The organism is Leifsonia poae (assembly GCF_020009625.1).
GTDB classification, from domain to species: Bacteria; Actinomycetota; Actinomycetes; order Actinomycetales; family Microbacteriaceae; genus Leifsonia; species Leifsonia poae_A.
The window spans coordinates 1854067-1867725 of the sequence record NZ_JAIHLP010000002.1; the positions used below are offsets into that span (position 1 = coordinate 1854067).

The 13659-nt window shown below is 66.7% G+C and carries 16 protein-coding genes; 7 read left to right on the plus strand and 9 right to left on the minus strand.

Annotated features, from left to right (window positions below; all coding sequences use genetic code 11):
• Positions 1 to 2 precede the first annotated feature (2 nt).
• The 3 genes from K5L49_RS09505 (at position 3) to K5L49_RS09515 (ending at position 2479) form a co-directional block, all read left to right on the plus strand.
• Complete coding sequence (locus K5L49_RS09505) at positions 3 to 545, plus strand: ArsR/SmtB family transcription factor (RefSeq protein WP_223692266.1); 543 nt, start codon at positions 3 to 5, stop codon at positions 543 to 545.
• A 96-nt stretch (positions 546 to 641) separates the two neighbouring features.
• Positions 642 to 1085, plus strand: coding sequence for a MarR family winged helix-turn-helix transcriptional regulator (locus K5L49_RS09510; protein ID WP_223692267.1), 444 nt, complete (start codon positions 642 to 644; stop codon positions 1083 to 1085).
• Entirely contained in the window at positions 1082 to 2479 is a 1398-nt protein-coding gene (locus K5L49_RS09515; protein ID WP_223692268.1) for an MFS transporter, read from the plus strand. Before K5L49_RS09510 ends, K5L49_RS09515 begins: the two co-directional genes overlap by 4 nt.
• Here K5L49_RS09515 and K5L49_RS09520 read toward each other — a convergent pair.
• Both K5L49_RS09520 and K5L49_RS09525 read right to left on the minus strand, forming a co-directional pair.
• Positions 2463 to 2894, minus strand: a complete 432-nt coding sequence (locus tag K5L49_RS09520; RefSeq protein ID WP_223692270.1) for an SRPBCC family protein — start codon at positions 2892 to 2894, stop codon at positions 2463 to 2465. The genes K5L49_RS09515 and K5L49_RS09520 overlap by 17 nt on opposite strands.
• 54 nt (positions 2895 to 2948) lie before the next feature.
• On the minus strand, positions 2949 to 3419 hold the full coding sequence (locus K5L49_RS09525; protein WP_223692271.1) for a MarR family winged helix-turn-helix transcriptional regulator: 471 nt from the start codon (positions 3417 to 3419) through the stop codon (positions 2949 to 2951).
• Positions 3420 to 3480: 61 nt separating this feature from the next.
• Between K5L49_RS09525 and K5L49_RS09530 the strand changes: the two genes are divergently transcribed.
• Positions 3481 to 4383: an alpha/beta hydrolase gene (locus tag K5L49_RS09530; protein ID WP_223692272.1), complete on the plus strand. Its 903-nt coding sequence runs from the start codon at positions 3481 to 3483 to the stop codon at positions 4381 to 4383.
• On the opposite strand, the gene K5L49_RS09535 is transcribed toward K5L49_RS09530, so the two are convergent.
• Together K5L49_RS09535 and K5L49_RS09540 are read right to left on the minus strand one after the other, a co-directional pair.
• Positions 4358 to 4819: a GreA/GreB family elongation factor gene (locus K5L49_RS09535; protein WP_223692273.1), complete on the minus strand. Its 462-nt coding sequence runs from the start codon at positions 4817 to 4819 to the stop codon at positions 4358 to 4360. The two genes, K5L49_RS09530 and K5L49_RS09535, sit on opposite strands and share 26 nt — an antisense overlap.
• A 420-nt stretch (positions 4820 to 5239) precedes the next feature.
• The gene (locus K5L49_RS09540) at positions 5240 to 6199 is read right to left on the minus strand and encodes a 2-deoxy-5-keto-D-gluconate 6-phosphate aldolase domain-containing protein (RefSeq protein ID WP_223692274.1); all 960 of its coding nucleotides are present in this window, start codon (positions 6197 to 6199) and stop codon (positions 5240 to 5242) included.
• A 161-nt stretch (positions 6200 to 6360) separates the two neighbouring features.
• On the opposite strand from K5L49_RS09540, the gene K5L49_RS09545 reads away from it, so the two are divergent.
• Positions 6361 to 7281 carry an SDR family oxidoreductase gene (locus K5L49_RS09545; RefSeq protein ID WP_223692275.1) on the plus strand — a complete coding sequence of 307 codons (921 nt, stop codon included), beginning with the start codon at positions 6361 to 6363 and terminating at the stop codon, positions 7279 to 7281.
• 85 nt (positions 7282 to 7366) lie between these two features.
• Positions 7367 to 8059 carry a TetR family transcriptional regulator gene (locus K5L49_RS09550; protein WP_223692276.1) on the plus strand — a complete coding sequence of 231 codons (693 nt, stop codon included), beginning with the start codon at positions 7367 to 7369 and terminating at the stop codon, positions 8057 to 8059.
• Positions 8060 to 8204: 145 nt separating this feature from the next.
• Here the strand turns inward: K5L49_RS09550 and K5L49_RS09555 are convergent, their stop codons facing one another.
• The 5 genes from K5L49_RS09555 to K5L49_RS09575 are packed head-to-tail and all read right to left on the minus strand — an operon-like array spanning position 8205 to position 12513.
• A complete protein-coding gene (locus tag K5L49_RS09555) occupies positions 8205 to 8975 on the minus strand; it encodes an SDR family oxidoreductase (RefSeq protein ID WP_223692277.1) in 771 nt (256 codons plus the stop codon).
• A gap of 28 nt (positions 8976 to 9003) precedes the next feature.
• Positions 9004 to 9711, minus strand: coding sequence for a triose-phosphate isomerase (locus K5L49_RS09560; protein ID WP_223692279.1), 708 nt, complete (start codon positions 9709 to 9711; stop codon positions 9004 to 9006).
• Positions 9708 to 10514, minus strand: coding sequence for a sugar phosphate isomerase/epimerase family protein (locus tag K5L49_RS09565; protein ID WP_223692281.1), 807 nt, complete (start codon positions 10512 to 10514; stop codon positions 9708 to 9710). Before K5L49_RS09565 ends, K5L49_RS09560 begins: the two co-directional genes overlap by 4 nt.
• Positions 10511 to 12013, minus strand: coding sequence for an FGGY-family carbohydrate kinase (locus tag K5L49_RS09570; RefSeq protein WP_223692283.1), 1503 nt, complete (start codon positions 12011 to 12013; stop codon positions 10511 to 10513). The genes K5L49_RS09565 and K5L49_RS09570 overlap by 4 nt, the downstream gene beginning before the upstream one ends.
• A gap of 2 nt (positions 12014 to 12015) precedes the next feature.
• Positions 12016 to 12513, minus strand: coding sequence for a YjbQ family protein (locus tag K5L49_RS09575; protein WP_223692285.1), 498 nt, complete (start codon positions 12511 to 12513; stop codon positions 12016 to 12018).
• Between the two features lie 121 nt (positions 12514 to 12634).
• Here K5L49_RS09575 and K5L49_RS09580 point away from each other — a divergent pair, with 121 nt between their 5' ends.
• Entirely contained in the window at positions 12635 to 13543 is a 909-nt protein-coding gene (locus K5L49_RS09580) for a LysR family transcriptional regulator (protein WP_223692287.1), read from the plus strand.
• Positions 13544 to 13659 lie beyond the last annotated feature (116 nt).

Below are 13659 nucleotides of genomic sequence, written 5' to 3' on the forward strand. Positions count from 1 at the left end.
CAATGGTCGAGCCGTCGTTTCATGTGACCGATCCCGGCATGCTGCGCGCGCTTGCGCATCCGTTTCGTCAGCGCATCCTCTGGGAGCTCGCCGTTCGAAAGTACGGCCGCGCCGCCGACCTGGCCGTCGTGATGGGCGAGCCGGCGAACACCATCAGCTACCACCTCCGCGCGCTCGCACAGGCGGGCTTGGTCGAAGGCGCGCCCGAGTTCGCGCGCGACGGCCGCGACCGGGTGTGGCGGCTGACGCATCCCGAAGGGCTCTCCGCATCATCAGACTCGCCGGCCGCCGACATTCTGGAGACGGAACAGCTCGAGTGGATGCGCGACATCGTCACCGAACGACTCCCCCGCCAACCCGGCGCGGCGCGCGGAGTGTACCTGGGCGCCGCGATGCTGACCGAAGCGGAAGCGAATCAGATGTTCGAGGAGGTCGTCGAGGTCCTCGAACGTTGGCGCGAGCACGGCGCGCAGGTCGTCTCGAACTACCCGGCCGATGTATCCCGAATCTTCCACCGCATCGCGGCCCTGGTCGGGAACCGCTGACGGTCCCGGTGGCGCGCGTCGCCCTTGTGATCGGCCGGGCTCGTCAGGCCAGCTTCGCGCCCTTGTGAAATCCTTTTAATCAACTATATTGTCAATATGGTTGAAGATATAAACGCGGCGGCGATCGCGACCGCCATCCAGAACAGCGTCGCGGTGTTCACCCGGCATCTACGACAACTGCCTCCGGGCGGCGAGCTCGCGTTCACGGAGCTTCTGGCGCTGTCTCGGCTCGACCAGCTGGGACCGTCTACGGCGAGCGATCTGGCTCGCGCAGAACACATCACGCCACAAGGAATGGGCGTCACGGTAGCGGAGCTGGAGCGACGAGGACTCCTCCAACGGCAGGGCGATCCCCGGGACAAACGACGAGTGCTGCTCGCCATGACCGAGAACGGGATGCGCGCGCTTGCCGATCGGCGCGACACCCGCACGGACCAGATCACAAAGGTGCTGATCGAGAGCTTCACGAGCGACGAGCTGCGCGCACTGCTCACCGCGGCACCCCTGATCGAACGGCTCGGCGCGGGCCTGCTGCGATGACGCTGAAGGCCACGACATCGCAGGCGTTCGGGTGGCGATTCGTGCTGCCGCTCCTGGCCGGATCTGTGTTGAACCCGATCAACACCTCCCTGATCGCTACAGCATTGGTGCCGATCGCGGCGGGCATCCATGTCTCGGTCGGGAAGACCGCGGTGCTGGTCTCCGCGCTGTATCTGGCCAGCGCGATCGCCCAGCCAACGGGCGGGAAGCTCGCGGAGGAGTTCGGGCCTCGTCGCGTGCTGATCGTTGGGATGCTGTGCGTACTGGCCGGCGGCCTGATCGGCGGATTGGGGCAGAACCTGACCACGCTGGTGATCGGCCGCGTGCTGATCGGAGTGGGTTCCGCCGCCGTGTACCCCTCGGCAATGGCACTCATCCGCCGGCGGGCGAGCGCGGCAGGACTGGACACGCCCCCCGGCGGCGTACTGGGCGCTCTGGTGATCACCGGCAGCGCCACCGCCGCGCTCGGTTTGCCGATCGGCGGCGTGCTGGTCGACACCTGGGGCTGGCGCACCGCGTTCCTCATCAACATCCCCGTCGCCGCCGCCGCATTGGCGATGACACTGGCCTGGGTTCCCCGCGACGCACCGATCGCCGGGCCGGTGTCGGTGCGTGAGGTCGCGACGCGCATCGACGTGGCCGGAATCGTCGGATTCGGCGGGACGATCGCCGCGCTCCTGGTCTTCCTTCTCGACCTACCGCAGGTCAACCTGCCCGCGCTCATCGCCGCCATCCTGCTCGGTGCCGCCCTTGTGTGGTGGGAACGGCGCGCAACCCGACCGTTCCTCGATGTACGCCTGCTCGCCAGCAACCGGGCCCTGACCCGGACGCACCTCCGCTATGCGCTCGGGGCGCTGTGCGTGTATAGCGTCTTGTACGGGCTCACCCAGTGGCTCGAAGCCGGCCGTGGCATGTCCCCCAGGGAAGCCGGCCTGCTCCTGCTGCCCATGAGCGGGCTGGCCGCGATCCTCGCCTGGCCGGTCTCCCGCCGCAATCTGGTTCGCCTTCCGCTGATCGCCGCAGCCGCAGCGTGCCTGGTGGCGTCGGCCGGCGTACTCTTCCTCGCCGCGAACACCCCTATCATCTGGATCGCGATCATCACTCTCGGCTTCGGCGTCACTCTCGGATGCGTGGTCTCCGCGAACCAGACGATGCTCTATCAACAGGTGCCAGCCGAGCAGATCGGCACCGCATCCGGCCTCTTCAAGACCTTCGGTTCCATCGGCTCGATCGCTTCCTCCGCGGTCATTGCGATCACCTTCCACGCCGGAGCCAACGACGCCGATCTGCACCTGCTCGCCGTGATCATGATCATCGTCAGCGCACTCGGCGCCGTGCTCGTCTTTGCAGACCGGAGCATCATGACGTACCACCGAACTATTCGGACTCGATGAGACCTTTCAACACGTCGAGGACGTTCGGACTACTCTCATCGGCGACATCATCGGCGCCGCCCGAGCCCGGTTCGCGGTTGTCTTCCTGGACAACAGATAGCTTCGTGCCGTGACCAGCACGCTCGAGAAGGTAGGTCACGAAAAGATAGTTCTCAGGACGATCCTCCAGTCCCGGGCGCGGGAAGAACAACGAGTATCGAACCTTGTGGGGCTCGCTCACCTCGAGCACGGTTCCCCACTGTTCGAAGACCTGTCCGTCCCACTCGTTTCGGAAGCGAATGGCACCGCCGGGCTGCCAGTCCGTGATCAGCTCACTGCCATATTGCCATTGCCGAACCCGTTCGGGCTCGACGAGCCATCGCCACACGCCTGAAGGCGAGGCAGCAACAAGAACCTCTGAAGTGTTGATCGTCATGTCAAGCGACGTTAACACCACCGTCACGTCGACGGTGCTCTGCGCGGGAGTGAATCATCCGACGGGAATACCGACGCGCGCTCGTTCGAGCGCGGCTCGAAGCGTTCCCAGGGTAGCTCCAGCTTCCCGAATCTGATCGGGCGCGAGCTCGATTGACACGAGATCCACCAGCGTGTCCTGGAACGAGACCTCGGCTTCCGCGAGCAGCGCCGCCCCGGTTCCAGTGAGGCTGACGAGGGACGAGCGACCGTCAGCGGGATTCGGATGGCGCTCCACCCAACCGCGGGCTTCGAGACGGTCGACACCCTTGCTGATGGCGCCGATGCCCGCTGCGAAGTTTGTGGCGACGTCCGCGACGCGCGCCCCTGGATGGGCGTCGAAGTAGCGCAAGAACTCGAACTGCGTCGCGACGATTCCGTGTTTGCCGCGTAGTCGCTCGGTGAGCGCGTTGTAGAGACGCGTCTCGCAACGCACCAGGTCGTCAAAGAACGAAGCCAGCTCGCGCGTCGTCGAAGTAGATGCCATGGCATATAGTCTAGCAACAGATGCCCGGGCATGCAGTTCGGGAGTGCACCAAGGAGCTTCCATGAGCCGGCAACAGAGACACGCACTTGATGAGACCCTGCGCCAAGCCCCGCAGCCATCCGGCCCGGTTTCAGTCGAGCGGATGCGGGAGGGCTTCGCGCACTTCATGAGCGGATTCCCGATTTCCGCTGGAGTCACCCGCACTCCGGTGGAACTCGGACATCGCCCGGCAGTCCTGGTGGAGCCGACGGGGGAACGACGATCCGGCACGATCCTGTACTTCCACGGGGGCTCCTTCTCGCTCGGCTCCCCCGAGACGGCGATGGCGCTCACTGCCCATCTGGTCGAGCGCAGCGGCGTGCGGGCGCTCTCGCTCGACTACCGTCTCGCCCCCGAACACCCGTTCCCCGCAGGGCTCGACGACGGCTTGGCCGCATATCGAGGTCTGCTCGACGACGGCATCGACTCCGCCTCGATCGTGTTCGTCGGAGACTCCGCCGGCGGCGGACTCACGGTGACGACCTGCGTGGCCGCCCAGGAGGCCGGGTTGCCCATGCCCGCCGGCCTGGTCGCCTTCTCACCGGGGCTCGATCACACGCGCTCCGGTGCGTCCATGTTCACGAAAGAGGGCATCGATCCACTGTTCACCCGCGAGGCGATGGCCCGCACCGGTGAGCTGTATCTCGGCGGCCGGAATCCGGCCCAGCCCCTGCTCGCACCCGCAATACTCGCCGACCTGACCGGCTTTCCACCGATCCTGCTTCAGGTCGGAACGAACGAGCTGTTGCTCGACGACGCGGTGCGGCTCGCAGAACGCGCCCGAAACGCGGAAGTCGACGTGATCCTCGACACTGTCGCTCATGTACCCCATGTCTTCCCGGCATTCGTCGGAACGATCGACGAAGCCGACGAAGCGATCGATCGCGCGGCGCTCTTCATCACGCAGCGCCTTCGAAATCGGTGACCGCACCGTTGGCGAACGGTTTGGCCGCGACAACCTCCACCCCCACGGTCGACCCGCTGGGGGCGAGGTAGGAGGCCCTCTGGCCCGGGTATCTGCCGATGATCGCCGCGCCAAGGGGAGACTCCGGCGAGAACACGTCGATCGTGATCGACGGGTCGCGTGTCAGGAGTTCCCTCGTCCCGATCAGGAATGTGTGGGACGTTCCGTCGGTGTCGAATCTGACGGTGACTTCCATGCCGGGTTCCACCAAGCCGTCATCCGGCTTCGTGCCCACTTCGGCCTGACGCAGCAGGATCTCGATCTCCCGAATCCGGCCATCCATCCGCGCGGTCTCGGCCAGGCTGTTCGCATGCGAGGCGTTCAGCTCCTCCAACTCACGGGTGAGCTGTCTCCGAACGTCCAGGGTCATCCACACCACACGATTCAGGTCGGACATCGCCGATCGCCACCTTTCACTGCCCTCGAGATGAATCCCCCACCATAGCCCGAAACAGACGCGACCGGGCCGAATTTTTGCTGATCAGCGGGAAGATGCTTTCCGTCACGGAATGGGCTATGGTCATTCGAACCACGCCAGCTGACGAAGGGAAGCGTGATGCACATGTCAGGACGGTCACCCCGCGGAGGAAACGCGAAGAAGGAACCGAAACTCACCCTCAAGGAAAAACGAGAGGCCAAACGCGAACGCGCGGAAGAGACGTTCATCAAGCCGCGCAAGAGCCGGTAGGGCACCGACAGCGACGTCTGTCCTCGCGGGGCGCCGCCACTCTCAGTGGCGTCGCCCCGCGCTCTGCACCCGGCGCGCCGACCTCGCCGTCGACGGCGGATTCCTCGCCTGAGGCGGCCCCCACCGTCTTCAGCGAGCGCGGTCCCGCGCCGCCTGGTAGATCGTCGCGAAGTGCGCGAATGAGCCCGCGATGGTACTGCGGAAGCGCGCCTCATCCGTCTTCCCGGCCAGTCGGTCGATGAGAGGCTGCTGCCAGATGCTGCGACCGATGGCGAAACCGTCGAAACCCGGGGTCGGGGCCGCCACCGAGAGCCAACGATCGAGCTGATCCCGGCCGGCATCGCGCCCGAGGACGATGCACTCGACCCGGTCTCTGCCATTCTCACGCGCCGCATCCGCGACCTCCGCCGCCGCGTCGGCCGAGTCGTATCCCTCCAGCTTCCAGATCGCCGGCTCGATGCCGGCCCTGTGGTACTCCCTGATCAGCTGGACGGTCATCGCCGGGCGAAGCGTGTCGTCGAAGGTCTGCTGATCGGGCGCTCCCGACTCCGACGCCTGGGGCACGAGAAGCTCGATGACGAGCCTGCGACCGGCCGCATCCAGAGCCTGGCTGACCTGCGCCAGGCGCTCCAGCTGCGTCAGGCGATCAGTGGCGGCGAATCCGGGATTGTCCCGGATCAGCACCTTCACGAAATCCGGATCGAATGCTGCGACGTGGTCCAGCCACTCCGACGAGGCGAAGTCGCCGTATTCGAGTTCGAAGAACGGCCGCCCAGACCGCTCGATCGGCATGAGGAGGGCGAAGCCATGATGCCGAGCACGACGGGCAACCTCCGCGCCGTAGCGTTCGTCGACGAGTACCCCCGGACGCACGCCGGGCGGAAGGTCGGGCATCCCACTCACGGCCGCCTCGAACACCCTCAACTTGTCGTCGCCGATCCGGCCTTCGGCCGCCGCATCCACGTCACCAGGGATGCCGTAGACCTGGGAGACGAGAGAAGCGCGATGATCCATCGCCAAGACGGCGAGTGGACGCGAACCCCCGCCGACCCCGCCGACCGAACCGTTGAGTCTGGTGCCTTCCGACATCGTTCCCACCACCGTCTCTCGAGAAGTGAAACCCTGGCCCCTACTCTCCACCGGTCGCAGCCCCCGGCGCCAACAAAATCGCCGCCACTCGCGCGGACCGAAACGCCCACCATAGCGCAACGCGGTTGTGCTAACATCGGCGCAGCGAGCGAGGGGCAGACATGTATTCAGTGCCAGACCAGTCGGGGCGGCGAATCGTCGTCACAGGCGCCAATAGTGGAACCGGAATGGAGGCCACCAAGCGTCTGGCCGGCGCTGGCGCCGCGGTCATCCTGGGCGTGCGCTCCCTTGAGAAGGGGGAGGCCGCGCGGGCGGCAATCCTCACCGCCGCGCCGGGCGCCGAGCTCGATGTGCGCCGGATCGACCTCGCCGACCTCGCGAGTGTGCGGGCGTTCGCCGACGAGATCCTCAGTGAAAGCCGGCCACTGGACACATTGATCAACAACGCCGGCGTGATGACACCGCCGAGGCGGTTCGAGACGACGGACGGCTTCGAGCTTCAGTTCGGAAGCAACTTCCTCGGCCCGTTTCTGCTGACGAATCTGCTGCTGCCCCGACTGCTCGAATCCCCGGCAGGCCGGGTCGCGACGATGTCCAGCCTCGTGGCACACCGCGGGAAGATCCGGTTCGGCGATCTCAACTGGCACGACTCCTACCGACCGGGCGCAGCCTACGGGCAATCGAAGCTGGCGGACCTGCTGATGGGACTGCACCTCGCCGATGTCGCACACGAGAATGGGTGGCCTCTGCGCTCCACGATCGCCCATCCGGGATACACGAGGACGAACCTGCAGGTGGCCGGCAGGAACCTCGCGCGCAGCGCGCAAGACGCTCGACCACCCGCGCGCCGCACCCTGCTGCCGTCGCAGGACGTCACGCAGGGGGCGGAGCCCATCCTTTTCGCGGCCGCCGATCCATCCGCCGGACAGGGCGAGTACTTCGGACCGAACCGGACGCTCACCGGGCCGACCAAACGGATCGGGATCCCCCGCGCGGCGCGGCAGGGGCCGGACTTCGCCGCATCCCTGTGGGCCGTGGCCGAAACACTCACCGACGCCCCGAGCCTGCGCGGCATGGGCTGAGCACGAACCCCGGATGCCGACCACCGACCACGCCCCGGCCACGCCCGTCCGCAGTAACGCAACACGGGTGCGGTAACCTGGGTCCATGTCCACCATCGACTTCACCCGGGCCAGAAGCGCCGACGCGAAACAGGTTCGCGAGGCGGCCATCCTCGCCTCAGCCGTCGAACTGGCGACCGAGCGGGGTGTGCGAGAAGTGACGCTGACCGCTATCGCGGAGGGCGTGGGGATGCACAAGTCCACGATGCTGCGATATTTCGAGACCCGCGAGGAGATCTTCCTTCGGATCGCGGCCGATGCCTGGGATCGATGGACGGCCGAGATGACATCGACCCTCGCCGCGATGGCGCCTGCCGGCGACGGGGACGCACCGTCATCGGCTGCCATCGCATCCACCATCGCCCGGTCGCTCGCCACGCGGCCGCTCTTCTGCGATCTGCTCGCCCACACCGCCCTGAATCTCGAGCGCCACGTCTCCGACGACACCGTTCGCGCCTTCAAACGTCGCGTCATCGCAGACATCGCAACGGTGGCCGATGCGATCACGGTACTCACGGGCATCGCTTCACGAAACGCAGGTGAGGTGGTCACCGTGGCGACATCGATGGCCGGCGCCCTCTGGCAGATGGCCGCGCCGACGACTCATCTGGCGGCGCTCTACACCTCCGACCCCGAACTCGCTCACTCCGTCGTCGAGGTCGAGCCCCGGCTCTCCGGCATCGTCGGCGCGCTGATCGACGGCTTCCCCCGGGAGCCCCGTCCTTCGCCCGCGACGTAGCGACCGATTCGGCGCCGGTTCGCGCCGGGCGTCGAACCGCCGTCGGTACCTTCCCTGTGCGTGAAGCGCCGACGGCCGATCACCGCGGCGAGCGCGACATAGGCGTACATGCGATCCCCTCTCCCCGGTGGGCCCCACTCCCGAGTCAGATGGAGGTGTATCCGCCGTCGATGATGATCTGCTGCCCGGTGAGGTAGCTCGACGCGTTCGACGCTAGGAAGACGACGAGACCGGTGAGATCTTGCGGTGTCGCCATCCGGCCTTGCGGGATGCGCGAGATCCAGTCGGCCTCGAGCTCCGGCTCGCGATCGATGATCTGCTGGGTGAGGTCGGTGAGCACATAGCCGGGTGCGATCGAGTTGACGCGGATGTCTGAGGACGCCCATTCGACGGCAAGAGACGTGCTGAGATGGGCGACCGCGGCCTTCGAGGAGTTGTACGACGCCGCCCACTGCGGAACGTTCACGATCTCGCCCGACATGGACGAGATCAGCACCGCGCTCCCGGGCAGGTCGGAGGCGAGCAGGCCCCGCCCGAAAGCCTGTGCCGAGAAGAACGTCCCGGTCAGGTTGACGTCGATGACCTTCCGCCACTGCGCGGCCGTGACGTCGATCGAGTCGCCGTTGATCTCGATGCCGGCCGCCGTCAGAAGGACCTGCGGAACGCTGAGACGTTCGGCGATCGCCTCGAACGCGGTGTTCGTCGCATCCTGGTCGGTGACGTCGAGGCGCTGCCCGAACGCGTGCACGCCGAACTCGTCCTCGATCCGCTGGGCGGCCTCCTCGACCGTGTCGAGGAGGTCGAGGAGCGCGATGTCGGCACCTTCCGCCGCCAGCGATCGCGCGACCGCGAAACCGATCCCGCGAGCCCCTCCCGTGATCGCTGCGGTCTTGCCTTTGAGGTTGGTGTCCATCATTTTCTCTTTCTGTTGTTGTCGGTGGTCGTCACAGGTCTGTCGTGGTGTGTGCGTCATCCCAGCCGGCCCGGGCGCCGGCGATGAACTCGCCCGCGGCGCTGAGCGGGTTTTCGGCGGAAAGGACTCCGCTGGTCGAGCCGGTTCCGTCAGCACCGGCGGCCATGATGTCTCGAGCGACCAGCGCCGAGGAGACGCCGCCCGCGTGCATGGCGAGCACGCCGTCGTCGATTCGCCGCATGGCCGCGGTGATCGGCCGGATCCAGTCCCGCTCTCCGGGACCGCTCGTGCCGATCAAGGCAGGCGGCTCGAACAGCACGGCCGTCGGGCGGAGGGCGGTGTGGCTCAGCGCCTCGCGCTCTGTTCCCGCGCAGACGATGGTCAGAAGGCCCGCATCCCGTGCCCGGACCACCGTCGCTGCCAGCGTCTCGGCATCCAGTGGGGCGGCGTCGTGGTTGAGCATCACGCCCACCGCACCGGCGTCGAGCAGCGCCTCCGCGGTGATGCGCCCGAAGGAGGGACCGAGCGGATCGCAGTCCATGCTCTGGGCGAAGACGCGGATGCCCGTATCCAATTCGGCGATCGGTGCGACCATCGCGTTCGGCACGGTCAGGACCACGTCGACGCCGTACTGCCGCGCCGCGGCACCGGCAGCCCGGGCGAGTTCTTCCAGTTCGCGGCGGCGAAGCAGGTTCTTCGGCCCGATCTCGAAGAACGGCGCCCTCAGCGGCTCGGTCATGCGCCGATGAGCCTTCGCAGCCGATCCGCCGCCGGGGGGAGGCTGAGTGCAGGGTCGCCTTCGGTGGAGCATTCGAGATTCAGGAACCCGCGGTACCCCACCTCGCGAAGCGCGCCGATGATGGCGGGCCAATCGAGATGCCCGTGGCCGGGCAGCAGCCGGTTGCTGTCCCCGAGGTGCACGTGGACGATGTGCTCCCCTGCGTCACGCAATGACTGCGCGGGGTCGACCTCCTCGATCGACATGTGGAACAGGTCGGGCAGGAGACCGGCGTTGGGGTGCCCGACCGCCTCGATGATCCGGACGTTGTCGGCGACCTGATTGAGGTAGCCGCTCTCGTAGCGGTTTATCGGTTCGAGGAGCACACGGCCTTCGGTGCCGTCGACGATGCTCAGCATGTCGCGGTAGAACTCGACGAACGCCTCCCGCTGCGCCGCGCTCAGCTGCTGGAACGGCTCGAACAGGGGAAGCGGAATCTGCGGACCGTACTCGAACTCGATCTCGGTCACGGCACCGAGCTCGGCACAGACGCCCGCCGCTTCGCGGTACATCGCTCGACATCGTTCGCGCAGAATCGGGTCTGACGACATCGCGTTTCCGTAGATCTCATCGGTGAGCACGAACTCGACAGGTCGGATGCCCGTGCGGCCTTCCAGAGAGGCGAGCTCGCGACGCACATCCTCGTCCCAGGTCTCGAGCGGTTGGAACACCGCGATCGCGTCGTATCCCCACTCGCTGAGGAGCTCGGCCTTCGCCGTCAGGGTTGTCCCCGGAACCATCGGGGACGAGCAGCACAGCTTCATCGTGTGTCCTTCTTCTCGGTGCCAGAATTCTCGGTCGGTGCGCCAGGGTCGCCGAAGAGACGCTGGAGGTAGTTGTCGAAGCGGGCGTACCGCGCAGCGCGGCGGCCGTCGTCGGAGGGTCGGTACCGGATGGCGGGCGGAGCATTCAGCCGGGACGCATCCTCGAAACCGTCGAGCACCCCGGCCGTGACCAGCGCGAGGGTCGCGGCTCCGCGGCAGGTCGCCTCGAGCTCGTCGGGCACGACGACGTCGACACCGCAGACATCTGCTTTCAGCTGATTCCAGAACGCGGATGCGGCACCGCCGCCGGTCGAGACGAGCTCCTGCGCCGGGTCGGCGGCGAAGTACTCGACATTCCGCCGCAGCAGATGGGCGATCCCCTCCTCCACCGCATAGGCCAGGTCCACACGATCGTGGCCGAGGTCGAGATCGAGGAAAGCTCCTTTGGCCTGCGTGAAGTAGTCGGGAGGGTTGATCCCCGTCAGATAGGGCAGGAACATGGGCGGGTTGCGGTGGTCTCGCGCCCGCAGTTGCTTCTCCAGTTCCGGGTACGACATCCCGCCGAGTCCCTGGATGCGGTACCACTCCAGCGCAGCGCCCCCACCGTCGACACCGTTGAAAAGCACGGTATCGCCCGGGCGGAGGCCAGTGTGGAAGGAGACCTTGCGCTTCGGGTCGAATCGCCAATCGGGGGCGAGAAGGCAGAGGGAGAGCACGGTTCCCGCCGACTCGCTGACACTGCCTCCGCCGTAGGAACCGGTTCCGACCATCGCGCAGAAGTGGTCGAGGGCCCCGATGTTGACCCGGTATGTCGTCATCGGCGGCAGCAGGGCTGCAACCTCGTCCGAGACGAGTCCCAGATCGGTTGCCGCCGGCACGACCGGCGGAAGTCTGTCGGCGGGTGTCGAGCAGAACTCGATCATCTCGTGCCAGTAGCCGCCGTTGGGCACATCCCACAGGTAGGTGAACCCCCGGGTCGAGACCTCCCCGACAGCCGTGCCCGTGAGCCGGAAGACGATGTAGTCCTTGATCATGAGGATCGAGTCGGCCGACGCGATGGCCTCCGGCTCGTATCGGCTCAGCCAGCGGAGTTTGGCGGCAGGCCAGGTCGCCGAGGGGAACGGCTCGCCCGTGACGGCGAACGCCTCGTCGAGGCCGAACCGATCGCCGAGCTCGACCGCCTCGGCGACGGCCCGGTCGTCGAGCCAGGACATGCCCGGCCGCACCGGTTCGCCGTCCCGGTCGATCAGCACCAGCGATTCGGCCTGACCGGTCAGGACGATGGTCGCCTCACCGTTCCCGACTGCTCCGGCCCGGCGGGCGCAGCGGCCGATGAGCTCGATCACCGAGTCGAAGAGGCTCTCCGGGTCGAACTCGACGCGCACCCCTTCGCGCCGGTACACCGCGGGGGTGGACGCAGTGGCGAGTCGGCGGAGTTGCTCGTCGTACAGCACCGCTTTGAGGTTCGTGGTGCCGAGGTCGACGGCGTAGACGAGCACGCTCAGCCCGCGATGACCTGGAAGTGGACGGTGCGCGTGCGCGCGCGGACCGAGTCGAGGTCACCGAAGTACACGCGGCCGAACTCGCCGAGCACCAATCGGCCGCCGGTGATCGGAACGGTCTCCGACCGGCCCAGGATCGAGGAGAGGATGTGACCGTCGGTGTTCAGCCCCCACTCCGGCAACTCGTTCCGCAGTTCGCCGGCGTTGCGGATGTGGATCGGGCCCGGGTGCAGATACTGGCCCTCGTGCCGGGTCGGCGGAGCAATCGTGGCGAGAACGTTCAGGGTGTCCTGCAGGAGCAGTTGTGTGCCGTAATAGGTCGTGTCCTCGGACTCCTCCTGGAGGATCACGCAGCAGCTCGTGTGCGGCGAGTACGCCACCGCAATTCCCTCGGTGACACCGGCCGCGGCGACGAACTCCTCCAGCTGCGCAGTCACATCGAAGAACTCCTGACGAGCGGGAGTCTCCACGGTGATCGAGTGACCCTGACTGCGCATGTCCTGCCTGCTTTCGTTTGTGCGACGGCTTGGGAGTTCAGTCTGGGGCGGCCCCCGCGCCCGGCGGAAACAGCTAGTTACAATGACCACATAACGAGGGCTTATCAATGGAACAGGCGAGATGCGATCCTTCCCCGACGTGAACCTGCGCGCGCTCCGCTACTTCGAGGCGCTCGGAACCGAGCTGAACTACCGACGCGCAGCAGAGAAGCTGTTCATCACGCAGCCGGCCCTCTCCTCGGCGATCCAGAACCTCGAGCGGACCATCGGGGATCGGCTGTTCGACCGGGACACCCGCTCGGTCGCCCTCACGGCGACGGGGCGCGAATGGCTCCCCCATGTGCGCAAGGCCCTCGCGGAGGTCGACTCGGCGCTGGAAGCCGTGGCCATGCTGGTCGACTACTCCCATGTGCGGTTGGGCTATCTCATCGGAACGGGAGCCGATCTGCTCTTCCAGCTGCTCGACAGCGTGGAGCGGGTCTTCCCCGACATCACCATCGAGACGGTCGAGTACGACTTCTCCGATCCGACGGCAGGGCTGGCCTCCGGCGCCACCGACATCGCTCTGCTCCGCCCTCCGGTCGACGTGCCGGACATGGAGCTGGCGATCGTCGCCGAGGAGACGTGGGTGGCGTGTCTTCCTCGCGCGCATCCCCTCGCCGGCCGCACAGAGCTGCGGATCGAAGAACTGCTCGACGAGCCGATCGTCGTCGCCCCCAAATCCGCCGGACGATGGCGCGAGTACTGGTATGCCGCCGACGCGCGCGGCGGCAAGCCCCCGATCATCGCCGCCGAGGCGGCCACCTACGAGGCGGAGACCACCCTGGTCGCCCGCGGAGTCGGATTGAGCTTCACCACCTCCTCGATGGTGCGCCTGTATGACCGCCCCGGCATCCACTTCGTTCCGATCTCAAATCGACCCGTCAGCTACACCGCCATCGCCTGGCGACCGGAGCGGCTGACGACCCCCGCACGCCGACTCGTCGAACACATGCTCTCCAGCTCCCAGCAGGAACGCCCGACCGATTGATTCACTCCGCTTATGAATAGATAAGAGCTCCGACCTTCCACCGCATGGCACCTCCTCGGTTCACTTACTGAACAACCCGCGGGTCGACCGCCTCGGCCGGCAACGAAGCTAGGAGA